This is a genomic window from Qipengyuania triglochinis, from assembly GCF_054655615.1.
In genome coordinates this window covers 316,134-338,387 of record NZ_BAAHND010000002.1, presented here as the reverse complement: position 1 = coordinate 338,387, position 22,254 = coordinate 316,134, and the positions used below count along the sequence as shown (strand labels likewise).

Here is a 22,254-nt window from a genome sequence, read left to right as displayed (position 1 = left end):
GGATTTTTAGAAGAGTTACGGGTGGCCCGGATCGGCGCCTTCGGAAATGTCCCGCAACTGTGACTGATCGACGCCGTCGGCCGGGCCGCCTTCCAGCACGAAGCGCCGGTCGCAATAGCCGCAATCGACATAGCCGTGCTCGTCTATCTCGAGATAGATCTTGGGATGGCCGAGCGCGGAAGGCTTGTAATTCTTGCCGCTGCGGATGTCGGTTGCGCCGTCGCACCACACGCGGCGCGTGAGGACCTTGGACACTTCGGGTGGGGGCAGACTCATGGCAGTGCCGATAATGGGTTTTTTCGAACCGCTCAAGCGCCTAGGGCATGCCCATGACCACACCTCCTGCAATTCGCATCGACAATCTCGTCAAACGGTATGATCCCAGCGGCCCGGGAGACGAGGGCAAGCTGGCGCTGAAGGGCGTGAGCTTCGATGTGCCCCAAGGCGGCGTGTTCGGCCTCCTCGGCCCCAATGGCGCGGGCAAGTCGACGATCATCAATATCTTGGCGGGCCTCGTCCGCAAGACGAGCGGCAGTGCGGAGATCTGGGGCTTCGATACCGATGGCAATCCGCGCAATGCCAAACGGTCGATCGGCATCGTCCCGCAGGAAATCGTCTTCGATCCCTTCTTCACGCCCTTCGAAGTGCTGGAAAACCAGGGCGGCTTCTATGGCATTCCCAAGGCGGACCGCCGCAGCGAGGACCTGCTTGCTGCCGTGCATCTTTCGGAAAAACGCGATGCCTATGCCCGCACGCTGTCGGGCGGGATGAAGCGCCGCCTACTGATCGCCAAGGCCATGGTCCATTCACCGCCGATCCTGGTGCTGGACGAACCGACCGCGGGCGTCGACGTGGAATTGCGCCGCCAGTTGTGGGAACTGGTGCAGGAACTGAATTCCGAAGGCGTGACCGTGGTGCTGACCACGCATTATCTCGAAGAGGCGGAGCAATTATGCGACCGCATCGCTATCATCAATCACGGCGAACTCATCGCCAACAAGCCGACCCGCGAACTGGTGGGCATGGCGCGCGAGAAGATCGTGTCCGTCAGCGTGGACAAGGATCTCGGCGGACCGATCATGGAAGAAGCCTTCCTAAAGGCCGAAGTGGTGGGCGAACGGCGGCTCGACATCACTTATGATCGTGACAAGACCAGCGCGGGACAGGTCCTCGCCCTAGTGCAGTCGCATGGTTACGCGATCGAGGATGTCACCACCCGCGAAGCCGATCTGGAAGATGTTTTCGTGCAGCTGACGGGCGCGGGCTGACCCGCGCCCCATCTCATTCTTCAGCCGAAGTGGCGGCGGCCCAGCCCGGCGTCCTTCACCTGAAGCACTTCCCAGACATTGGGTTCGATCTCTTCCATGGGGGTTTTGCAGCAGGCGCATTTGCCCACATGCATGCCGCCGGCCTTGCGCTTGTTTGCAACATCGACAGAGTGACGCCCGAAGGCGCAGGCGAGCAGACCCACTTTCATAATTCCAGACCCTCCAAGATCCCGTGCGCCCCCACGATTCCCTGTCGACTCGCTCCATAGCGTTCCGTGGCCCCAATTTAACCATATTTCGGCGAATCGTTCTGTGCTTGCCGCGGTGCGAAGTCCCCGCCATGACAGCCCCATGACCGAAGCTTACGACGTCCTCGTGATAGGATCCGGCGCCGCCGGCCTTACTGCCGCGCTCGAACTGGCGCAGACCAAGAAGGTGCTGGTGCTGGCCAAGGGCAAGCTCGACAGCGGATCAACCGCCTGGGCGCAGGGCGGCATCGCCGCCGTGCTCGACACGGGCGACACGTTCGAGAATCACATTCGCGACACGATGGTGGCGGGCGCTGGCCTCAATGATCTGGAAACGGTGGAATACGTCATCGAACGCGCACCGGCCGCGATCGATCGTTTGTGCGAACTTGGCGTGCCCTTCAATCGCGAGGAAGGCGATCTACACCTCACACGGGAAGGCGGGCATTCGCACCGCCGCATCGTGCATGTGAACGATGCCACCGGCTGGGCGGTGCAGGCCGCCCTGCTCAAGGCGGCTGAGGAAAATCCGAATATCACCCTGCTGCCGCACCAGAGCTGCGTCGATCTCATCACCGGGCGCAACCAGCAGGATTATTCGGGATCGGGCCGGGTCTGGGGCGCCTATGCGCTGGATGAGAAGAGCGGCAAGGTCGTGGCGCATGTCGCACGGGCGACCGTGCTGGCGGCTGGCGGGGCGGGGCGCGTCTATCTGTTCTCCACCGCACCGCGCGGCGCGACGGGCGACGGCATCGCCATGGCGTGGCGGGCCGGGGCGCGCGTCTCCAACATGGAGATGATGCAGTTCCACCCAACCTGCCTTTACAATCTCGAAGTGAAGAACTTCCTCATCACCGAAGCGGTACGCGGCGAAGGCGGGCGGTTGCTCAACCCGGTGACAGGTGAGCGTTACATGGAAAAATACGATCCCGAGCGCATGGAGCTTGCCCCGCGCGACATCGTGGCGCGCGCCAATGACGATCAGATCAAGCGTTATGGCCTCGATTACGTCCATCTCGACATCAGCCATCAGCCACCCGAATTCGTGAAAGAGCATTTCCCCACGATCCACGAGAAGCTGCTCGGCCTCGGTATCGACATGACTAAGGGGCCGATTCCGGTCGTGCCCGCGCAGCATTATACCTGCGGCGGGGTGAAGATCGGGCTCGACGCCAAGACCGATCTGCCAGGCCTGTGGGCTGCGGGAGAATGCACCGAAAGCGGGCTTCACGGCGCCAACCGCCTTGCTTCCAACAGCCTGCTCGAATGCTTCGTGTTCGGCGAGGCGGCGGCCAGGGATATCCTGGAATGCTGGGACAAGCTCGACGATCCGCCCGCCATCCTGCCGTGGGATGAAAGCCGCGTGACCGATTCCGACGAGGAAGTGGTGATCAAGCAGAACTGGACCGAAATCCGCCGCTTCATGTGGAACTATGTCGGCATCGTGCGCACCACCAAGCGCCTCGAACGCGCCGCCCATCGCATCCGCATGCTGCGCGGCGAGGTAGAGGATTATTACGGCCACTTCCGCGTGACCACCGATCTCATCGAATTGCGCAATCTGCTCGAATGCGCCGACCTGATCGTCAGCAGCGCGCTGAAGCGGCACGAAAGCCGCGGGCTGCAATTCATCCTCGACTATCCCGAAACGGACAGCGTGGCGCGGGACACCGTGCTTATTCCCTGAGCGGATACCCTTACTTTCGCAGCTTGGCGAAGCGCCTTAAGGGACGGGCGATGCGATTCTACAAGGCAACCTCGTTTCTGTTTCCCCGCAGCTATGCGGCGCGCATGTTCACGCTGTGCTTCGGCTCGGTGCACGTGCCGCTCGCCGCATTTCTGATCTTCGCGGCCATTCGCGGGGAATGGCAGTGGAGTATCTTTCTCGTCCTGCTGGTGGCGACCGTGATCGGAAGTGCCTTGGGCATACTGGGTATCTGGGGGCTGTTGTCGCCTGTCGGAGAGGCCACGCGATCACTGCGCGCATTACGGGATGGTGATCTCGACCGTCCCGTGCCCGTCGGCGGGCGCGATATGGCGGGCGAACTGCTCGAATCCGTGGCTCACGCTGTCCGGTCCACGGCGAAGCGCCTGAATGCGCTGGAAGGCCTGGCCACCACCGATAGCCTGACCGGGCTCGCCAACCGCCGGGGCTTTCTCGAAGCGCTGGAAAAGCGCAGCGAGGTTCAGGGCGCGCTGGCCATTCTCGATGGCGACAATTTCAAGCGCGTCAACGATGTCCACGGCCATTTGCAGGGCGACCGGGTCCTGCGGGCAATGGCGCAGCGCCTCGCTACCAGCATGTCGGGCGGGGAGCTCGTGGCACGCTGGGGCGGAGACGAATTCGTGATCTTCTTCCCCGGCTGCACTGTGGAAGAAGCGGCCTATCTTCTCGACCGGCTCCGCTATTCGATGCGCTGGCGGCCCTTGGCAGACGTGGAGGGCGAGCGGGTTTCCTTCTCCTTCGGCCTGACAATGGTCGATGCGGATGACGCCGGCCAGTTCGAGGCCGTTATCAAGCGCGCGGACGAAGCGCTCTACCGGGAAAAGCGCCTGCGGGCCGAGGCCGAATAGCTGCGGCAGTTGGACGAGAGATTTGCATAGTCTCCCGTCCTGACGCACACCGTTCCACCTATCCGGCGTGGCCAGGGGCGCCACCCGAAGCCGAGGGAGAACGACGTGCCGAAAGCCCAAGCGAACGGGATCGAGATTCACTACGAAGAGCAGGGCGATCCGTCTGCTCCTGCGATGCTGCTCATCATGGGCTTCGGGGCGCAGCTGACTTTATGGCCCGACGAACTGGTCGATGAGCTGGTCGGTCAGGGCTTTCGCGTCATACGTTATGACAATCGCGACATCGGTCTCAGCCAGAAACTGGATGGGCAGCGGGCGCCCGGCATCATCTGGATGACGCTGCTGAACAAGTTCGGCATCACCCCGCGGGTGCCTTATACGCTGGCCGACATGGCGGCGGATGCCGTGGGCCTGCTCGATGCTTTGGGGATCGACAAGGCGCATATCGTCGGCGCCAGCATGGGCGGGATGATTGCCCAGCATGTTGCGGCCAAATATCCCGAACGGTGCCTAAGCTTCACGCAGGTCTTTTCCACCACGGGCAATCCGAAGCTCCCCTCCGCCAAGAAGGAAGCGTTGCAGGCGCTGGTGACGCGGCCCAAGAGCGATGAGGAAGAGGCGCTGGTGGATCACGGCGTCATGCTGGCGCGCACGATAGGTTCGCCCGGCTATCCGACGAGCGAAGACCGGCTGCGCGAGCGCGCACGGGCAGGCGTGCGCCGCAGCTATTATCCCGAGGGGCCGACCCGGCACCTGTCGGCCATCGTGGCGGATGGCGACCGCAGCAAGATGATTCGCACCATCGCGGTCCCGACGCTGGTGCTCCATGGCGAAGCCGATCCGCTGGTGCCCTGCGAAGGCGGGCGCGATACGGCAAAGCATATTCCGGGCGCCAAGCTTAAGACGATCCCCGGCTGGGGCCATGATCTGCCGCTCGACCTGGTGGATGAGGTGGCGGGCGAGATCGCCGCGCACGCCAAGGCAGCGGTCGCCGCCTGACGCCGTCTAAAGCTTCGCGACTAGGCCTCGAGTCATCCCTTACCGGGTGATTCGGGCCTGGCGGGAAACCTGTTCCGGCCCGCAAGCCGCAGCGTCATTGCGGTGACTGGCGCATAGCCGTCGATTCCAAAATTGCGCGTACGGATTCGATTTCGCCGCAAGCCGGCAGCATAATTTTTGCCCGCCAATTTTTTTACACGCCTTCATTTTTGGGCTTGCGAAACCGCGCAGTCCAGCTTGGTCCACGCGTCGCTGCCCGGCAGCGTGTGCAAAGCGTCGCAATGGCACCCTCAATCGAGCTTAAATTTCGATTACCCCCCTTGCGCCCGAGTCCCGACTGATTCACTATTTAGTGGTCGGTTGCCCGGGGGTACCCACAAGACCTAGCTTTGAGCGCCTTTCTCCCCATATGGAGTGGAGGGCAGTTCCCAGCCGGTCTGTGGAGAAAAAAGGGGAGAAGTTTTCGCCCCGTCCCATGGCTCCCGGTGCTAGGCGGGACGGCAGTTCGCCGACTCGAACACATAGCGAACGGCGGGGCCTCGACCCGGCCGGCAACGAACAAACGGAACGGTGGGCTCAATGGATTTCAAAGGCGGAGACGAAGCGGCGATGGGACTCGATCTGGACACGCAGGATGCGGCCGAAGACACGGCGCCCGCCAACACCGAATCCGCCAAAACCGATAAGGCAATGAACATGGCGAAGCAGGATCAGGGCAGCGAAGAGCTCGTCGCCGAGAAGGCCGGACAGGCAATGGCAGGCGCCATGGCCGAAGTCGCCAAGGCTTCGGTCAAGGAAGACAGCAAGAAAGTGCTCGACCGCCGGTTCGACGTGAAGACGGACAGCAGCCGCGACGATCTGCTGACCGCTTTCGGCAAGGAAACGCTGGAAGATCGCTACCTGCTGCCCGGCGAAAGCTATCAGGATCTGTTCGCCCGCGTTGCCGATGCTTTCGCCGACGATGCCGATCATGCCCAGCGGCTGTACGATTACATTTCCAGGCTGTGGTTCATGCCCGCAACGCCCGTGCTGTCGAACGGCGGCACCCAGCGCGGCCTGCCGATCTCTTGCTATCTCAACTCGGTATCCGACAGCCTCGACGGCATCGTGAACACCTGGAACGAGAACGTCTGGCTCGCCTCGAAGGGCGGCGGCATCGGCACCTATTGGGGCAATGTCCGCGGCATCGGCGAACCTGTCGGCCTCAACGGCAAGACCAGCGGGATCATCCCCTTCGTCCGCGTGATGGACAGCCTCACGCTCGCCATCAGCCAGGGCTCGCTGCGCCGCGGTTCGGCCGCCTGCTACATCGACGTGACTCACCCGGAAATCGAGGAATTCCTCGAAATTCGTAAACCCTCGGGCGATTTCAACCGCAAGGCGCTGAACCTGCATCACGGCGTGCTGCTGACCGATGCCTTCATGGAAGCGGTCCGCAATGGCGAGGAATTCGACCTCATAAGCCCGAAGGACGGCAGCGTCCGCAAGACGGTGGACGCGCGCGGCCTGTTCCAGAAGCTGGTCGAAACGCGCCTCGCCACCGGCGAGCCCTACATCGTCTTCTCCGACACGGTGAACCGGATGATGCCGAAGCATCACCGCGAGCTGGGCCTCAAGGTCTCCACCTCGAACCTATGCGCCGAAATCACCCTGCCGACCGGTATCGACCACCTCGGCAACGATCGCACCGCCGTGTGCTGCCTGTCCTCGCTCAACATCGAGAAGTGGGACGAATGGAACGCGGACAAGCAGTTCATCGAGGACGTCATGCGCTTCCTCGACAACGTGCTGCAGAACTATATCGACCGCGCGCCCGATGAAATGGCACGCGCACGCTACAGCGCCGAACGCGAACGCAGTGTGGGCCTCGGCGTGATGGGCTTCCACTCCTTCCTCCAGCAGAAGGGCATCGGCTTCGAAAGCCCGATGGCCAAGGTCTGGAACCTGAAGATGTTCAAGCACATCCAGTCCAAGGCTTCCGAAGCATCGATGGTGCTGGCGCAGGAACGCGGCGCCTGCCCCGATGCCGAAGAGATGGGCGCGATGGAACGCTTCAGCTGCAAGATGGCGATCGCGCCGACCGCGTCGATCAGCATCATTTGCGGCGGCACCAGCGCCTGCATCGAACCGATCCCGGCGAACATCTACACTCACAAGACGCTCTCGGGCAGCTTCGTGGTGAAGAACCCCTATCTGGAAAAGCTGCTCGACAAGAAGAGCAAGAACTCCACCGCGATCTGGAATTCGATCCTCGAAAAGGGCGGCAGCGTCCAGCACCTCGATTTCCTGACGCCGGAGGAAAAGGCCACTTTCAAGACCAGCTTCGAAATCGACCAGCGCTGGCTGCTCGAATTCGCGGGCGACCGCGCGCCCTACATCGATCAGGCCCAGTCGCTGAACCTGTTCATTCCGGCCGATGTCGACAAGTGGGACCTGATGATGCTTCACTTCCAGGCATGGGAAAAGGGTATCAAGTCGCTCTATTACCTCCGCTCGAAGAGCGTGCAGCGCGCCGGTTTTGCCGGCGGCGTGGAAGCGGACAACACCGCCGACGCCGCGAAATACGAACTGGCCGCCGGCGCCGAGCAGACCGATTACGAGGAATGCCTCGCCTGCCAGTAAGCTGTGCTCAGGTTCATTTAGCTCAGACAAGCGAAAGCCCCGCCCTCCGATGTGGAGAGCGGGGCTTTTCGTTCTTCGGTCTGGCCGGTGTCGCTTAGGACATCACTGCCTTGTTGCCGAGACCTTCGGGGAGGCGGGTGCCTTCCTTCAGATAGATGCGGTTATCGTCGATACGGTCGACGCTATCCAGCTTGATGAAATGGTGCATGTCGTCGCTGCTGTCCGACTTCGTCAGCTTAATCGCGTCGTCCTGCGTCTCGTCGACGGTGCCAACGTGCTGGCCCTTCGAATCGACGATTTCCATGTGTTCCTTGATGCGTAGCTTCTCAAACATAAATTTCTCTTTTCTTTAAAGTGCTTATGTCTAATCAACGGGTGGATCGCACCTTAGGTCCACGGCCCACCTCGGCTGAGGAACGCCCTGTTGGCTTTGGCCCGATTACCGGCTTGCGCCCCCCTTCCCCAGCCTCTGCACCGCACATGTGCTGCACATAAATTGACGCCCCGCCTTTGAGGGACGGGGCGCCGGGGTAATGCGAGACAAGCCCGCAAAAGGGGAAAACCGGACTTGTCCGCCTGCCCCCGAAAATCGTTAGCTGTCAGTCCTTGCCGAGCGGGCGCTGGGCATCCGCTTCAGCGCGCTCATCGGGCCGGGAAGAGGTTTCACCGGGCTTGGCCTTGTCCTTCTCGGCTTCGGCACCCTTGGCGGCTTCCTTTTCCATATGGCCTTCTTCGTCGCGGGCGTTGCCGTAACCGGGCTGCGCCTGCTCGGCCTGGGCGTTAATATTGCCGGCCTGGTTGACCTCGTACTGGTCATATTCCGGGCGCGGGCCGCCGACCTGCGCGTCGAGCGCCTGCTGCTGGTCGCCGGGCTGTGCGCCCTCGCCCTGCTGCTGCTGTTCCTGCTGGCGGCTTTCGCCTTCGCGCGGACCGGTGCGCTTGATGCCGCCGGGTTCGTGCCCGTCGTTGAGCGTGACGTCGCGGCTGTCTTCGGGTTCGTACTGTCCCATGAGAAATTCTCCTTTGCCCGATCAACGGTTCGCCGCGCCATCGCGTTCCGCCATTCGTCGCGCGCACGGGGCGCTTTCGGCCCTAAATCGCGCGCATTAAAAGTTACCCCTTTCTTATCCCCACCGAATCATCCCCTCTTGCCTTCGAATCTCAGGTCTGATTCCCTATATGAGTCGTTCACACGCAGATCCGGAGACACAAGATGTCGTTGCTCGAAGCCCGCAAGACCTACAAGCCGTTCGAATACCCCTGGGCCTACGAGTTCTGGAAGCGTCAGCAGCAGGTGCACTGGCTGCCCGAAGAAGTGCCGCTGGGCGAGGATTGCCGCGACTGGGCGCAGAAGCTGTCCGAGCACGAGCGTAACCTGCTCACCCAGATCTTCCGCTTCTTCACCCAGGCCGACATCGAGGTGCAGGATTGCTATCACGAGAAATACGGCCGCGTGTTCAAGCCCACCGAAGTGAAGATGATGCTGACCTCCTTCTCCAACATGGAGACGGTGCACATCGCCGCCTATTCGCACCTGCTCGACACGATCGGCATGCCCGAAAGCGAATATTCGGCCTTCCTCGAATATGAGGAGATGGCGGAAAAGCACAATTACATGCAGCAGTTCGGCGTCGACAGCGATGAGGACATCGCCCGCACGCTGGCCATGTTCGGCGCCTTTACCGAAGGCATGCAGCTGTTCGCCAGCTTCGCCATGCTGATGAACTTCCCCCGCTTCAACAAGATGAAGGGCATGGGCCAGATCGTCAGCTGGTCGGTGCGCGACGAATCGCTGCACTGCGAAGGCATCATCCGCATGTTCCACGAATTCGTGCGTGAACGCGATTGCCTGACCAAGGCGGTCAAGGAAGACATTATCGATATCTGCCAGAAGACGGTGCGGCTGGAGGATAACTTCATCGACCTCGCCTTCGAAATGGGCCCCGTGCACGGCATGACGCCCAAGGATATCAAGAAGTATATCCGCTACATCGCCGACTGGCGCCTGGGCCAGCTCAACCTCGATCCGATCTACATGGTCGAAGATCACCCGCTGCCCTGGCTCGCGCCGCTGCTGAACGGCGTGGAACATGCCAACTTCTTCGAACAGCGCGCGACCGAATATTCCAAGGGCGCGACCAAGGGCGAATGGAACGACGTGTGGTCGAGCTTCGACAAGCGCCGCAAAGCCAAGGCCGCGAACGAAGAAGACGCTGCCGACGACGGCCCGGGTCTGTTCGGTGAAGGTGAAGAGGTTGTGGCGGCGGAGTAGCTCGGTGGATGCGCTAAAGGGCATCGGTCGGCCGCCGTTCGCCAATTACGACTTGGTGGTTTATTTTGGGGGAGGGCTTTTTGCTCTCCCCTTTTTATATCGTTACTTCATCCATCCCGTTGGCGTCCCGCTCCCTGCTTTTGTCATAAATGAAACCGAACAAGTGACGCTGGAGGTGGTGCGGGGGCTCACAATCCTAGTTGGCGTTTACATCTTCGGCCACATCATCGCTTTTCTAAGCAGTTTAATGATCGAAAAATCTGTAGACAGGTTTCTCGGGAAAATGAGTACTGCGATCATCGTTTCAATGAGAACAACTAAAGCGAAACGTAACTCTGACTTAAAAGAAATGTTCTCGAGGCGGTTGCGCAGGACACGTAAGGAAAACGCTTTAGTGTCAGCACTCGTAAGGGCAATTTTCCATACTCCAAATTTCGTCCACTATTTAATTTTATATAAATCAGGCATTTTCGGTTACCTAGATACAAGAATTCCGCCGGAAGCCTTTGATTTGGCGAAGAAGAAATACACGAAAGATGTTATTGTTGGTGGTAGCGTACGGTCAGACACGCGTTGGTATAAATCACTGGAATATTTTGTCATAAATCAGTGCCCTAGCGCGGTGCCGAGGATGTATAATTACTTGGTAATAGCCGGGTTATTCCGAAGCTTGTCCTTTATCTTTCTCGCATCGTCATGGTTTGTGATAATCTATTCCATCATCTACTTCTTTTGCTCAACTTGGCCTCTAGGTCTTACCGACAATGGGACCGGACGAGGCGCAGGTTTTATAGAATGGATGGCGTTGTCGAGCCTTTCAGTTTTTTCTCTGGTAGCCTATCTCAAATTTCAGCGTCGGTATGCCGAAGAAGCTATCATGGCATTGGCCTTCGATAAGTAGTCGTACCTTTCAGCAGAGGAACGGCGGAAAAATTCCAGACCAATCCGAGAAGGTATCGGGTGCCGGATGCTGCTGACATTTCAAAAGCCGATGATAAGCTGGTCAAATGAATGCATCCCTTCTCGCACTCGCCACTGCGCTGTCGGCAGTGTTGCTCACTCCGCAGGAGGCGAAAGCCTGCTCGGTAGTCGATGGTTACCGCGTTCCAACCAACCTTGAACTGGTCGAGCAATCATCGTTGATCGTGCGCGCCCGGGTGGTTGGAAGCGTGGAGAGGGATAATTGGCTCGACCGTGAATTGATCGTCGAGCCGATCGAAGCGCTGAAAGGCGAATTGCCGCAAGGCCAGATTGCAATTGTCGGCTCATCGATCACTCCGGAAGAAGATCGTGAATTCGATGTGCTCAGCAATCCCTACGAACTCAACGCGGCGCATCCGCAGAGCTATATCGGCGGCTGTGTCCGCTATATGTTTCCCGAAGGTACGACCGCGCTGTTCTTTCTCGAACAGAGGGACGGAAAATGGCAGCCTGCTGGCGGAGCGTTTTCGCGCTGGGGCGAGGATGTGATCGGGGACAACACCCCATGGCTCGATCTTGCACGATTCTACGTCGACGTGCCGGAAGAGGATGCCGCCGAGCGCAAGGCTTTGCTCGAAGCGGAACGGGACAGGTTGCGTGCGCAGTCTGATGACATCGTCGCGCAATTGATGGCCGAGGATATCGAGCGCCAGCTTGCGGGGCCTAACGAACCCTGGAATGCAATGATGCGCCGCGCGATCGACGGAGAAGGCGATATACCAGCAGGTGCTGGTCCCGAGGCGAATGCGACGGCCATCGCAGAGATGATCGATCAGGCGGACGTAATGTTGGACTCCGACTCACAAGAATATGCCGACTCGATGGAAGCGGAAGCCGCTATCTGTTTCGTTTCCGACGATCGGGAAACGGTGGATTGCGACGGCACGATCTATCAACGCACCGACGCCGAAATCTTGGGCCAGTCCGACTAACCCAAACCATTTTCCTACACGGCGGAAATCTGCTCCATCCTTTTCGATGAAGCATTATCCTCCTCCTCGCAGCGCGGGTTTGCGGCGCAAGCGCTCCATTCCCGCTTTTCATCCCGTTCCCCTCTGCCCGCGTAGCGACGGGTGGACGCCGCAGCGGCAGGCGAATTTCATCGGCTTTCTGGCGCAGACCGGCAGCGTGCTGGGAGCGGCGCGGGCGGTCGAAATGGGGCGCGAGAGTGCCTATCGCCTGCGCAAGCGGCATGGCGCGGCAGGCTTTGCGGCGGCCTGGGACGCGGCGCTGGGAAAGCCTCATCAACCTGTGGACTTGGCATCGGGAAAGGCCACTGGGCTGCTGGCGTCCTATCGCTGCGAAGTGGGGCGCTGGAAGGTCGTTATGCATGAGGGCAAATACATCACAAGCCGCTGTATTCCCGACAATGATGCCCTGCTTCAATGGCACGCCCAGATCGGCCGGGGGCAGGGCGAATGGGAGTGAAAGTCACACCGGTACGCGCGGTTATGGCGTCAACCTGCGAAGCGTGTGGACTTTACATGGCCCCTATGTGTATTATTGCAGCAATACACATAGGGGAGTAGACCGACATGATCGCCGCCACCGGGCTTGCCGCCCTCCTGCTTGCGCAGGCCGTTCCAGCCGCAGACGCGTCTTCGGGCGCACCTTCGTCCACCAGCGCCGCGGCAGCGCCGATGCCGACGGGCGCGGAGATGACCGCGCGGATCGAGGCCAATGACGCGGCCCTGTTCTGGAATTTCTTCGAAGCCTGCGATCCCGCCGCCGCCGCGCCCCTGCTGCATGAGGATTTCCGCATGCTCCACGATCTCGCCGGACTGGCCGCCGCCAGCGCGGAGGAGTTTCTCGCCGGGGAACGTGAGCAATGCGACCGCCGCAAACCGGGCGGCGAGGACGAGGGCTATCGCAACCGCCGCCTGCTGGTGCCCGGAAGCCGCACGATCAAGCAACTGGGGGATTGGGGCGCGCTGGAAGAAGCGCATCACACCTTCCTCGAATGGCGGGGCGAGGAGAAGGGCTGGGTGCAGACCGGCGGCGGCCGGTACATCCACATCTGGCAATGGATGCCGCAGGAAGCGCGCTTCCGCCTGCGCGAAAGTCTCAGCGTGGATCACGGCCCGGCGCCGCAATATCCGCCGCCATATCCGCCGAAAGAGGCAGGGTAAGGCGACCCGAAAAGGAGGCGCAGGCGATAGACTAAACAAAAGTCAGGAAATAAAATATCATGCATGACGCCTAAAAAGCGGAGTGCAAAAAGAGAAACCTGTTCCGAAAAGCCATTTAATTCCAAAAGAATTGGAACGTTCTTCATTGCCGATGGCTGTCACCTTTAGGGCCACGCGCTTTCGCCTGCTGCGTCAGCGCGTCGGCCACAAACAGGAGGCTAAGTTTTATGGCTGAAATCCCCGTAGAGAAGAAATCGTCCCTCAGCTGGCTCTGGTGGCTGTTGCTGCTGGCCGGCGTGATCGCGCTGTTGTGGTGGTTGATCGCCGCCAATACGGACGATGAGGAAGTCGTTGTCGACGATACCGAAGTGACCGCGCCCGTCTATGACGAAGACCCGGCCATGACCGCCGATACCGGCGAAGTGACTGCGCTGACCGGAGTTGCCGGTCTCGCCTCGCTCGGCGATATGATCGGCCGCCAGGTCAATCTGACCGATGTTGCCGTCAATGAAGTCGTGGGTGACGAAGGTTTCACCGTCGGCGAAGGCGATAACGAAACGCTCGTCATGTTCGACGAATATCCGACGCCCAACACTCCGATGGAAGGCCAGGTCGACGTCAATCCCGGTTCGCGTGTGTCCATCACTGGTGAAGTCCGCGCTTTCCCCGGCGATCTGCCGCAGAGCGTGACCGAAGAAGTCGACACCACCGCCACCGCCATGATCTTCGCCGACAGCGTCGAAGTGGTAGAATAAGGACATGACCATGGAACATGAAGACAGGTTTGCCGATCTCGATACGCTGTCCAAATGGCAGCTCGTGAACGAAGAACAGGATATCCGCGGCTGGCCGGTCCGCTCCGTCGAGGGGCAGGAATACGGCAAGATCGAAGATATGCTGGTCGACAAGGACCGCGAGGAAGTGCTCGCAGTGCGCATGGATGACGGGCGGCTGGTTGCAGCCGAACATCTCGACATCCGTGCCGATCACGTGATCTATGCGCGCCACGATGCCGCATCGCGCACGAACTACACCTATACCAGGGTGCGCACGCGCTAACTCGCGGTGCATCCGGTATCGGGAACTTGGGGCGGCGATTGAATCGCTGCCCCATTTTCATGCCGGGAACACTGGTTCGTACAGCTTATGGGGGACTGGCCCGTTTCGGCCCCCTACTGGCGCAAGGCCCGAAACTTTCGCCCGTCCCGTCGCTTGATCTGGTGTGGCCGGTATCTTCCGCGCCGCATTTTTCCCAAAGGAAAACACCATGGACAACAAGGACCAGAAGTCCGGCCAGACCCAGCAGGGTGGCAAGGACAACCAGAACCGTGACAAGCAGCCCCAGCAGCAGGGCGATGCCGGTAGGCAGGACGGTGCCAAGTCCGACAAGAAGCCTGAACACAACAAGTAGGGTTCAGGACCCGCGCCTCTCCAGAGGTGCCGAACGGTGGCCGCCCCGAAACGGGCGGCCGCTGGCGTTTTGGGAAGGCGCTATGCCGCGACCCCTTCCGCCCGCTGCCCGGGCACGCTAATGGACCCGCTTTCCAACCGGACCAGCTCAGGCGTTTCCCTTCTCATGACCACTTCCCCAGCATTCGACACGAGCTCTGCCAGCGCCAAGGCGCAGACGCTGATCGAGGCGCTGCCCTATTTCCAGCGCTATGCCGGGCGCAGCTTCGTGGTGAAATATGGCGGCAACGCCATGGGCGATGAAGACGCCGCCCGCGAATTCGCCGAGGATGTGGTGCTGCTGAAGGCCGTCGGCATCAACCCCGTGGTGGTCCATGGCGGCGGCCCGCAGATCGGCGCGATGCTGGAAAAGCTGGGCGTGGAAACGCACTTCGTCGATGGCCTGCGCGTGACCGACAAGGCCACGGCAGAGGTCGCCGAAATGGTCCTATCGGGCGCGATCAACAAGGGCATCGTCGGCTCGATCGCCCGCGCCGGGGGCAAGGCGATGGGCATCTCGGGCAAGGATGGCGGGCTGGTCACCGCGCGCAAGGTGCAGCGCACTACCAAGGACCCGGAAAGCAATATCGAGAAGGCGCTAGACCTCGGCTTCGTCGGCGAACCCAGCGCAGTCGACACCACGATCATCGAAACCGCCACGGCGGCTGGCATGATCCCCGTCGTCGCCCCCATCGGCACGGGCGAGGATGGGCATACCTACAACATCAATGCCGATACCATGGCGGGCGCGCTGGCGGCGGCGCTGGGCGCGGCGCGCTTGCTGCTGCTGACCGATGTCGACGGCGTGCTGGACAAGGAGGGCAAGCTGCTCACCGACCTCACCCCGGAAGACATTGCAGGCCTGCGCGCCGATGGCACGATTAGCGGCGGGATGATTCCCAAGCTGGAAACCTGCGTCAGCGCGGTAGAGGCCGGCTGCGAAGCGGCTGTCGTCCTCGACGGGCGGGTGCCCCATGCCATGCTGCTGGAATTCTTCACCGCCCGCGGCGCCGGGACGCTGATAAGCGCGGCTTAGGGGTGGCGGCAATCGCGCACCTCTTGTAGGGGCTGTCGCCTACGGTACTGCCACTCAAGACAACGGGATCGACCGAAGTGCTGATTACCCTCTACCAGATCATCGAGATGATCACGAACATCTTCGTGATGCTGATCATCATCCAGTTCATCATCGGCCTGCTGTTCGCCTTCAATGTGGTGGGCCGCAACGAATTCCTGATGGGCTTCTACGACGCGATCAACCGCCTGCTGGAACCGGTGCTCCGGCCCATCCGCAACCGGATGCCCAATACCGGCTCGATCGATTTCTCTCCGCTGGTGGTGATCATATTGCTGCAGATCATCCTGATCGTCCTGCGCAATATCATCATGTCCGTATGACCGCGGAACGGATCGACGGAAAAGCCTTCGCCGCCGCTCTGCGCGAGCGGGTGGGCGAACAGGCCGCGAAATTCTCCGCTGCTGCGGGGCGCAAGGCGGGCTTAGCCGTGGTGCTGGTGGGCGAAGATCCCGCCAGCCAGGTCTATGTGCGCAGCAAGCACAAGGCCACCGTGGCCGCGGGCATGGAAAGCTTCGAACACCGCCTGCCGGCCGACACCAGCGAAGCCGATCTGTTGACGCTGGTCGAACAGTTGAACGGTGACGAGAGCGTCGATGGCATCCTTGTCCAGCTGCCGCTGCCCGATCACCTTGACGATCAGGCTGTGATCGCCGCGATCAGCCCGGACAAGGACGTGGACGGTTTCCACGTAACCAATGCAGGCCGGCTCGCCGTGGGGCAGAGCGGCTTCGTCCCCTGCACCCCGCTGGGCTGCATGATGCTGCTGACGGACCGGCTGGGCGATTTGTCCGGCCTCGAAGCTGTGGTGATTGGCCGCTCGAACATCGTCGGCAAGCCGATGGCGCAGTTGCTGCTGGATGCCAACGCCACCGTTACCATCGCGCACAGCCGCACTAGGGACCTGCCCGCCGTGGTAAAGCGCGCCGACATCGTCGTCGCCGCCGTGGGCCGCGCCGAAATGGTCAAGGCGGAATGGCTGAAGGACGGTGCCACCGTGATCGATGTCGGCATCAACCGCCTGCCTCCCGTCGAGGGCGAGGAGAAGGGCCGTCTGGTCGGCGATGTCGATTATGCCGGTGCCGAAGGTGTCGCCGGAGCGATCACCCCCGTACCCGGCGGCGTCGGTCCGATGACCATCGCCGTGCTCCTGCGCAACACGCTCGTCGCTGCCTATCGCAACGCCGGGCTGGACGTGCCGCAAAGCCTGTGAGCTGGCGGCTCACCTTCGCGGCCATCGCAGCCCTGTCTCTCTCCGCCTGCGCGGGCGGGCCACAGGAACGCTATGGTCGCTACATCCAGCCGGTTGCCAATCCGGGAAAGGTTGTGGCGACCGAACTTGCCTTCGCCCGCGCTGCTCAGGATGATGGCCAGTGGACCGCCTTTGCCGATTATGCGGCAGATGATGCGACGCTCTTCGTGCCCGCACCGGTGAACGCGCAGGAATGGCTGAAAAATCGGGCCGATCCTGCGCGCTCTGTGACATGGCAGCCGCACCAGATCTGGTCGAGCTGCGATGGCACCCTCGCGATTTCGCAAGGCGCCGCGCAATGGTCGGAAGGCAGAGACGGTGAATATCTCACCGTCTGGCGGCGGCAGCGCGATGGCTCTTACCTGTGGCAAGCCAACATCGCGCAGGCGCTTGACCGCCCGCTCGAAGCGCCTGATTTTGTGTCGACCGAGGTCGCAAACTGCGCCGAACCCGTGCCTCCGGATCAGCGCACCGTCAGCAGCGAACGCCCCGCGGTCATGGGCCAGTCGGACGATGGCTCGCTGCAGTATGCGATCCACACGATGCAGGGCGGAAGCACCGTCACCCTGTTGCTGTGGGACGGCGAATTCGAAGTGACCGGACCAAAGGTATTTAAAGACTGATGCTTGCCCAGCTTTTCGTCTCCGCCTTCATCACCCTGTTCGTCGTGATCGATCCGCCGGGTTGCGCCCCGATCTATGCGGGCCTCACCAAGGGCGCATCTACTGCGGAGCGTCGCAATATGGCGATCCGCGCAGTGGTGATAGCGGCTGTCATCCTGCTGATCTTTGCGCTGTTCGGCGAACAATTGCTAGGCGCGCTGCATATCGATCTCGACAGTTTCCGCATCGCCGGCGGGCTCATGCTGTTCTGGATTGCCTTCGAGATGGTCTTCGAGAAACGCACCCAGCGCCGCGAGGAGCGCGCCGAAAAGGTCGCCGCCACCCCGGAGGTGGAGGATGTCTCGATTTTCCCGATGGCCATTCCGATGCTGGCCGGCCCCGGCGCGATCGCCGCGATCATGCTGCTGATGAACGAGGCGAGCGATCTGGCACAGACCTTCACCGTACTGGGCGCATTGGCCGGTGTGCTTATCATCACCATGCTTGCGCTCATGGCGGCCGGGCCGATCATGCGGCTGTTCGGCGACAAGGTGGAAGCGGCAATTACCCGCGTGCTCGGGGTTCTGCTAGCAGCGCTCGCCGCCCAATATGTGATCGACGGTCTGCGCGGTTCGTTCAACCTCTGACGCTTATTGCAGGGTGACGATCTCGTCCCCGTCGTCGCGCAGGGCGAAAAACTGCATCAGCTGGATCATCAGCTCGCAGCGTTCCGACAGGCTGTTGGCTTCGAGCAGGGCCTGCTTCGCGGCACTATCGAAAGGGGCAATCTGGGCCACGCCGTTGATCAACGTTTCATCATCGAGCCGTTCGACCGAATCCCAATCGACCGAATAGCCTTGCATCGCCGCAAAGCGCTTGGCCTCGAATTCGAAACCGGCGCGCTCCACACTCGCCAGAACTTCGTTCTGCGGATCGTTGATCAGCTCTGCCTCTACCTGCCGAAAGGCGGTGGTGACTTCGAGTTCGCGCAGGACGCGGAAGCGCGTTTCGCCCTCAAGCACGATATTATAGCGGCCATCTTCCATGGCCTCGACATCGCCGATACGGCCCAGGCAGCCTATTTCGTAAAGCGGTGACCCTTCGCCACTGCGCTGGGGCTGGACCATGCCGATCAGGCGATCCTTCGCCAGCGCACTGCCGACCAGATCACGATACCGCTGCTCGAAAATGTGCAGCGGCAGTTGGAGGCCCGGGAACAGGATCGCACCGGGCAGGGGGAAAATTGAAAGGCGCTTTGTCTCGCTCATCCGAACAGCAGCTTTGAGAGACGGCGGCGGGTCGCTACCACCCAAGGGTCTTCGAGCCCTACGGCATTGAAGATGTCGAGCAGCTTAGTGCGCGCCGCACCCTCGTTCCATTCGCGATCGGCTTCGATCATCGCGAGCAGCTCGTCAGCGGCCGCATCGCGTTGGCCAGCAGCAAAGGCCGCTTCGGCATAGGCAAGACGCGCGTCCATATCCGCGGGATCTGCCGCTGCCTTGTCGCGCAGCGCTGCAAGTTCGCCATCGTCGACCTTGTTGCCGGCAAGCTCCAGAGCCGCCTTAGCATTGTCGATCAGGCTGTCGCTGGCGAGCGCAGGGTCTGTCTCGACGGCAGCGAGAACGGATTTCGCTTCCTCGACCTGCCCGGCCTGCGTCAGCGCCCGGATAAGTCCGGCATGCGCAGCGGCGTTGTCGGGAGCCATCTCGGTAACCTGCGCAAAAATGCCGGCGGCCCTTTCGGGATCACCTTCGGCGAGCACCTGCTCACCCATGGCCACGAATTGATCGACCTGCTCGGCGGCCTGTGCTTGCGGGTCACCGCCTTCGTCGCCGCCTTGGACCGGTAGCTGGGACAGGATCTGGTCGAGTGTTTGCTTCAGTTGCGATTCGCTGCGGGCATTGGTCAGGTCCGCAACCGGTTGCCCCTGGAACATAGCATAGACCGTGGGGATCGATTGGACCTGGAATTGGGCGGCGATGAACTTGTCCTGGTCGACATCGACCTTCACCAGCGCCACGCCCTTATCGGCATATTCGGCAGCCACCTTTTCCAGCATCGGGGTGAGCGCCTTGCAGGGGCCGCACCACTCGGCGAAGAAATCGAGGATGACGAGTTTCGACATCGACGGCTCAACGACGTCCTTCTTGAACTTCTCGACTGCCTTCTGCTCGTCGATGCTCAAACCCATGCTCGCCACGTAAAACCGCCTTTCACTATATAAACTGTCACCCGCCCATGTGGGCTTTCGCGAGCGAATGTGAAGGGCTGGAGCCGCTCCCGCAAGCGGGGTGAAAAAAAGCGCATTTTTTTGCTTGCGGGACTCAAGAGCCGTTGCTAGTTGCGCGCCTCCCCACCGGGCCACATGGTTCGGTAGAGCGCCAGTGAGCGGGCGTAGCTCAGGGGTAGAGCACAACCTTGCCAAGGTTGGGGTCGGGCGTTCGAATCGCCTCGCCCGCTCCATTTTCCTTACGATCGGAACACTAGGCTGCCTTGCGCGGCCTTTTGTCGTTGGTCGTACAAATATGCAATTCGTCGCGAGAATGGTTGCGTTTGCAGATTTGGGGAGTAATGGGCGCGTTATGTTGTATCACACCGTAACGCTTCGTCGCGCTCTGGGCGCATCCCTTTCAGTCATCGCACTTGCGCATGCTGCGCCTTCGGTTGCCCAGCAGGTGCCTGCTGAGGATGACGCCGCCGCCCCCGTTGCCGAAGACGATTTTCACAATCGCCGGATCGGCCCCGACGGGACGATTATCGTCAGCGCGGAAGGTCTGCGTCAGTTCGATCTCCTTGCCGGTACGGATGTGATTTCGGGCGAGGAACTCGATACGAACATGGACGGCCAGATCGGTGAGGTTCTGACCCACATCCCGGGTGTCACCGCTACCGGCTTTTCTCCGGGCGCCTCGCGTCCGATCCTGCGCGGTTTTTCCGGCGAACGCGTGAAAGTTCTCGTCGACGGGATCGGTGCGATCGACGTTTCCAACACCTCGGCCGACCATGCGGTATCGATCGATCCCCTGACGGCCGAAAGCATTGAAGTGCTGCGCGGGCCCGCCGTCCTTCTGTACGGTAGTCAGGCAATCGGCGGCGCGGTGAATATCATCGATAAACGTATCCCGCGCCGGGTGCCCGCAGAAGATGTCCACGTTGATGCGATGGTCCGGGCCGATACCGTATCGGATCTGCGAGAGGGAGGGGCGTCGATCGACCTTCCCGTCGGTGGAGGATTTGTGGTCCACGCCGACGGACTTTATCGCAAGACAGACGACCTCGAAGTTCCCGGTTACGTACTTTCCGACAGCCTCCGGTCGGATTTGCTGGCCGATGCTGCCGAAGAGGAAGCCGAAGGCGAACTGGAAGAAGCGGATGAGCTGCGCGAAGCGGCCAACGCCCGCGGGCGGCTGTTCAACAGCGGTACCGAAACCTGGGCCGCCAATGGCGGCGTAGCCTTCTTCCGTGGAGGATCGAACCTTGGCGTTTCCGTCGGCGTGTATGACACTTTCTACGGCGTGCCGATCGTGCCGGGAGCCCATCACCATCATGAAGAAGGTGAAGAGAGTGCAGAAGGCCCCGAAGAAGATCATCACGAGGAGGGTGCGGAAACCGTCAATATCGGACTGCGCCAGTATCGCGCCGACTTGCGCGGCGACATCCTTCTGGGTGACGGGTTCTTCCAGCGGCTGAAGATCCGTGCAGGTTATTCGGATTATACGCACACCGAATTCGAAGGCGAAGAGGTCGGAACGGTTTTCGATGTTCAGGGTATCGAGGCGCGTGCCGAAATCCTGCAGAACCCCGATGGCATCTTGCGCGGCTCGACCGGCGTGCAGCTTTACCTGCGCGATTTCGCAGCGGAAGGTGCAGAGGCTTATGTGGCCCCCAACCGTACGGAGCAGCTGTCGGTCTTCACGCTTCAGGAATATGGCAACGGGCCGCTCCAGCTGGAGGGGGCGCTGCGTTACGAGACAACCGATGTCGATTCGGTTCCGCTCGGCATCGAGCGCAATTACGATGGTGTCTCGGGTGCTATCGGTCTTGCCTATGAATTGGCTCCGGCCTTCCGCACCGGGATCAACGTATCGCGAGTTTCGCGTGCGCCGAGCGCAGAAGAACTGTTCTCCAACGGACCGCACGTCGCGACGCAGCAGTTCGAAGTCGGCGATACCGATCTCTCAATGGAAAAGGCCTGGGGGCTCGAACTGTTCGCACGCGGAGCCCTGGGACCGGTCGATCTTTCGCTCGCGGCCTATCGCTCGTGGTTCGATGACTACATCTATCTGAGCGAAACGGGCGAAGAGGAAGACGAGCTTCCAGTGTTCCAGTACCTGCAGCAGGGCGCCACTTATACCGGCATTGAAGGGCAGGTTGCCTGGAACTTCGTCGATACGCCCGGCTTTGATATGACGGCCGAACTGCGCGGTGAATATCTCGATGCCGAATTGGACGATGGGTTCAATGTTCCCCGTATCCCGCCGCTCAGCCTGGCTGGTGCTTTGGAAGCTGATACGGGCAACGTCACTCTACGCGGTGAAGTTGAGTGGTTCGACGATCAGGACGATGTCGCGCCTTTCGAGTCCGCGACCGAGGGTTTCACTTTCGTCAACGCATCGGCGATCTGGCGTCCTCTGCCCAGCGATCCGGCGCTGTCGGTTATTCTGAAGGCCGAAAACATCTTCGACAAGCAAGGTCGGCGTCACACCAGCTTCACGAAGGATTTCGTGCCGCTGCCGGGACGCAACTTCAGCGTTGCCGTCCGTATGAGCATCTAATCGGATGA

The 22,254-nt window shown here is 61.0% G+C and carries 25 protein-coding genes and 1 tRNA gene; 20 read left to right on the top strand and 6 right to left on the bottom strand.

The window, feature by feature from the left end; all coding sequences use genetic code 11:
- Window positions 1–15: 15 nt before the first annotated feature.
- Window positions 16–276, bottom strand: coding sequence for a zinc-finger domain-containing protein (locus ACYQ0G_RS07835; protein WP_460101404.1), 261 nt, complete (start codon window positions 274–276; stop codon window positions 16–18).
- A 53-nt stretch (window positions 277–329) separates the two neighbouring features.
- Here ACYQ0G_RS07835 and ACYQ0G_RS07830 point away from each other — a divergent pair, with 53 nt between their 5' ends.
- Window positions 330–1,268, top strand: a complete 939-nt coding sequence (locus tag ACYQ0G_RS07830) for an ABC transporter ATP-binding protein (protein WP_460101402.1) — start codon at window positions 330–332, stop codon at window positions 1,266–1,268.
- Between the two features lie 20 nt (window positions 1,269–1,288).
- On the opposite strand, the gene ACYQ0G_RS07825 is transcribed toward ACYQ0G_RS07830, so the two are convergent.
- A complete protein-coding gene (locus ACYQ0G_RS07825) occupies window positions 1,289–1,477 on the bottom strand; it encodes a hypothetical protein (protein WP_460101400.1) in 189 nt (62 codons plus the stop codon).
- Window positions 1,478–1,619: 142 nt separating this feature from the next.
- Here ACYQ0G_RS07825 and nadB point away from each other — a divergent pair, with 142 nt between their 5' ends.
- The 4 genes from nadB to ACYQ0G_RS07805 all read left to right on the top strand — a co-directional run bounded on the left by nadB (window position 1,620) and on the right by ACYQ0G_RS07805 (window position 7,711).
- Window positions 1,620–3,203: an L-aspartate oxidase gene (nadB, locus tag ACYQ0G_RS07820; RefSeq protein WP_460101398.1), complete on the top strand. Its 1,584-nt coding sequence runs from the start codon at window positions 1,620–1,622 to the stop codon at window positions 3,201–3,203.
- Window positions 3,204–3,253: 50 nt separating this feature from the next.
- Window positions 3,254–4,090 (top strand): GGDEF domain-containing protein, encoded by an 837-nt coding sequence (locus ACYQ0G_RS07815; RefSeq protein WP_460101397.1) that lies wholly within the window; start codon window positions 3,254–3,256, stop codon window positions 4,088–4,090.
- Window positions 4,091–4,195: 105 nt separating this feature from the next.
- On the top strand, window positions 4,196–5,089 hold the full coding sequence (locus ACYQ0G_RS07810) for an alpha/beta fold hydrolase (RefSeq protein ID WP_460101395.1): 894 nt from the start codon (window positions 4,196–4,198) through the stop codon (window positions 5,087–5,089).
- 579 nt (window positions 5,090–5,668) lie between these two features.
- Window positions 5,669–7,711: a ribonucleoside-diphosphate reductase subunit alpha gene (locus ACYQ0G_RS07805; RefSeq protein ID WP_460101393.1), complete on the top strand. Its 2,043-nt coding sequence runs from the start codon at window positions 5,669–5,671 to the stop codon at window positions 7,709–7,711.
- 94 nt (window positions 7,712–7,805) lie between these two features.
- On the opposite strand, the gene ACYQ0G_RS07800 is transcribed toward ACYQ0G_RS07805, so the two are convergent.
- Together ACYQ0G_RS07800 and ACYQ0G_RS07795 are read right to left on the bottom strand one after the other, a co-directional pair.
- Complete coding sequence (locus tag ACYQ0G_RS07800; protein ID WP_460101392.1) at window positions 7,806–8,045, bottom strand: DUF2171 domain-containing protein; 240 nt, start codon at window positions 8,043–8,045, stop codon at window positions 7,806–7,808.
- A 265-nt stretch (window positions 8,046–8,310) separates the two neighbouring features.
- Window positions 8,311–8,721: a hypothetical protein gene (locus tag ACYQ0G_RS07795; RefSeq protein WP_460101390.1), complete on the bottom strand. Its 411-nt coding sequence runs from the start codon at window positions 8,719–8,721 to the stop codon at window positions 8,311–8,313.
- 203 nt (window positions 8,722–8,924) lie between these two features.
- Here ACYQ0G_RS07795 and ACYQ0G_RS07790 point away from each other — a divergent pair, with 203 nt between their 5' ends.
- From ACYQ0G_RS07790 to ACYQ0G_RS07730, 13 genes are all read left to right on the top strand, one after another.
- Window positions 8,925–9,983 (top strand): ribonucleotide-diphosphate reductase subunit beta, encoded by a 1,059-nt coding sequence (locus tag ACYQ0G_RS07790; protein ID WP_460101388.1) that lies wholly within the window; start codon window positions 8,925–8,927, stop codon window positions 9,981–9,983.
- A gap of 4 nt (window positions 9,984–9,987) precedes the next feature.
- Window positions 9,988–10,884 carry a hypothetical protein gene (locus ACYQ0G_RS07785; protein ID WP_460101386.1) on the top strand — a complete coding sequence of 299 codons (897 nt, stop codon included), beginning with the start codon at window positions 9,988–9,990 and terminating at the stop codon, window positions 10,882–10,884.
- 106 nt (window positions 10,885–10,990) lie between these two features.
- The gene (locus ACYQ0G_RS07780; protein ID WP_460101385.1) at window positions 10,991–11,896 is read left to right on the top strand and encodes a hypothetical protein; all 906 of its coding nucleotides are present in this window, start codon (window positions 10,991–10,993) and stop codon (window positions 11,894–11,896) included.
- A gap of 79 nt (window positions 11,897–11,975) precedes the next feature.
- On the top strand, window positions 11,976–12,392 hold the full coding sequence (locus ACYQ0G_RS07775; RefSeq protein ID WP_460101383.1) for a hypothetical protein: 417 nt from the start codon (window positions 11,976–11,978) through the stop codon (window positions 12,390–12,392).
- A gap of 107 nt (window positions 12,393–12,499) precedes the next feature.
- Entirely contained in the window at window positions 12,500–13,093 is a 594-nt protein-coding gene (locus ACYQ0G_RS07770; RefSeq protein ID WP_460101381.1) for a DUF4440 domain-containing protein, read from the top strand.
- Between the two features lie 227 nt (window positions 13,094–13,320).
- The gene (locus tag ACYQ0G_RS07765; protein WP_460101379.1) at window positions 13,321–13,848 is read left to right on the top strand and encodes a hypothetical protein; all 528 of its coding nucleotides are present in this window, start codon (window positions 13,321–13,323) and stop codon (window positions 13,846–13,848) included.
- Window positions 13,849–13,852: 4 nt separating this feature from the next.
- Complete coding sequence (locus ACYQ0G_RS07760; RefSeq protein ID WP_460101377.1) at window positions 13,853–14,152, top strand: PRC-barrel domain-containing protein; 300 nt, start codon at window positions 13,853–13,855, stop codon at window positions 14,150–14,152.
- Window positions 14,153–14,360: 208 nt separating this feature from the next.
- Window positions 14,361–14,504, top strand: coding sequence for a hypothetical protein (locus ACYQ0G_RS07755; protein ID WP_460101376.1), 144 nt, complete (start codon window positions 14,361–14,363; stop codon window positions 14,502–14,504).
- Between the two features lie 165 nt (window positions 14,505–14,669).
- Window positions 14,670–15,578 carry an acetylglutamate kinase gene (gene argB, locus ACYQ0G_RS07750; protein ID WP_460101374.1) on the top strand — a complete coding sequence of 303 codons (909 nt, stop codon included), beginning with the start codon at window positions 14,670–14,672 and terminating at the stop codon, window positions 15,576–15,578.
- 77 nt (window positions 15,579–15,655) lie between these two features.
- Complete coding sequence (locus tag ACYQ0G_RS07745; RefSeq protein WP_460101372.1) at window positions 15,656–15,940, top strand: YggT family protein; 285 nt, start codon at window positions 15,656–15,658, stop codon at window positions 15,938–15,940.
- Window positions 15,937–16,830 carry a bifunctional methylenetetrahydrofolate dehydrogenase/methenyltetrahydrofolate cyclohydrolase FolD gene (gene folD, locus ACYQ0G_RS07740; RefSeq protein WP_460101370.1) on the top strand — a complete coding sequence of 298 codons (894 nt, stop codon included), beginning with the start codon at window positions 15,937–15,939 and terminating at the stop codon, window positions 16,828–16,830. The genes ACYQ0G_RS07745 and folD overlap by 4 nt, the downstream gene beginning before the upstream one ends.
- Window positions 16,827–17,492, top strand: coding sequence for a hypothetical protein (locus tag ACYQ0G_RS07735; RefSeq protein ID WP_460101368.1), 666 nt, complete (start codon window positions 16,827–16,829; stop codon window positions 17,490–17,492). The genes folD and ACYQ0G_RS07735 overlap by 4 nt, the downstream gene beginning before the upstream one ends.
- Window positions 17,492–18,118 carry a MarC family protein gene (locus ACYQ0G_RS07730; protein WP_460101366.1) on the top strand — a complete coding sequence of 209 codons (627 nt, stop codon included), beginning with the start codon at window positions 17,492–17,494 and terminating at the stop codon, window positions 18,116–18,118. Before ACYQ0G_RS07735 ends, ACYQ0G_RS07730 begins: the two co-directional genes overlap by 1 nt.
- Before the next feature lie 3 nt (window positions 18,119–18,121).
- On the opposite strand, the gene ACYQ0G_RS07725 is transcribed toward ACYQ0G_RS07730, so the two are convergent.
- Together ACYQ0G_RS07725 and ACYQ0G_RS07720 are read right to left on the bottom strand one after the other, a co-directional pair.
- Window positions 18,122–18,739, bottom strand: a complete 618-nt coding sequence (locus tag ACYQ0G_RS07725) for an LON peptidase substrate-binding domain-containing protein (RefSeq protein ID WP_460101364.1) — start codon at window positions 18,737–18,739, stop codon at window positions 18,122–18,124.
- Window positions 18,736–19,662 carry a tetratricopeptide repeat protein gene (locus ACYQ0G_RS07720; protein WP_460102799.1) on the bottom strand — a complete coding sequence of 309 codons (927 nt, stop codon included), beginning with the start codon at window positions 19,660–19,662 and terminating at the stop codon, window positions 18,736–18,738. Before ACYQ0G_RS07720 ends, ACYQ0G_RS07725 begins: the two co-directional genes overlap by 4 nt.
- A 197-nt stretch (window positions 19,663–19,859) precedes the next feature.
- Between ACYQ0G_RS07720 and ACYQ0G_RS07715 the strand changes: the two genes are divergently transcribed.
- Together ACYQ0G_RS07715 and ACYQ0G_RS07710 are read left to right on the top strand one after the other, a co-directional pair.
- Window positions 19,860–19,934, top strand: a tRNA-Gly gene (locus ACYQ0G_RS07715).
- 119 nt (window positions 19,935–20,053) lie between these two features.
- Window positions 20,054–22,246 carry a TonB-dependent receptor gene (locus ACYQ0G_RS07710; RefSeq protein ID WP_460101363.1) on the top strand — a complete coding sequence of 731 codons (2,193 nt, stop codon included), beginning with the start codon at window positions 20,054–20,056 and terminating at the stop codon, window positions 22,244–22,246.
- Window positions 22,247–22,254: the final 8 nt, after the last annotated feature.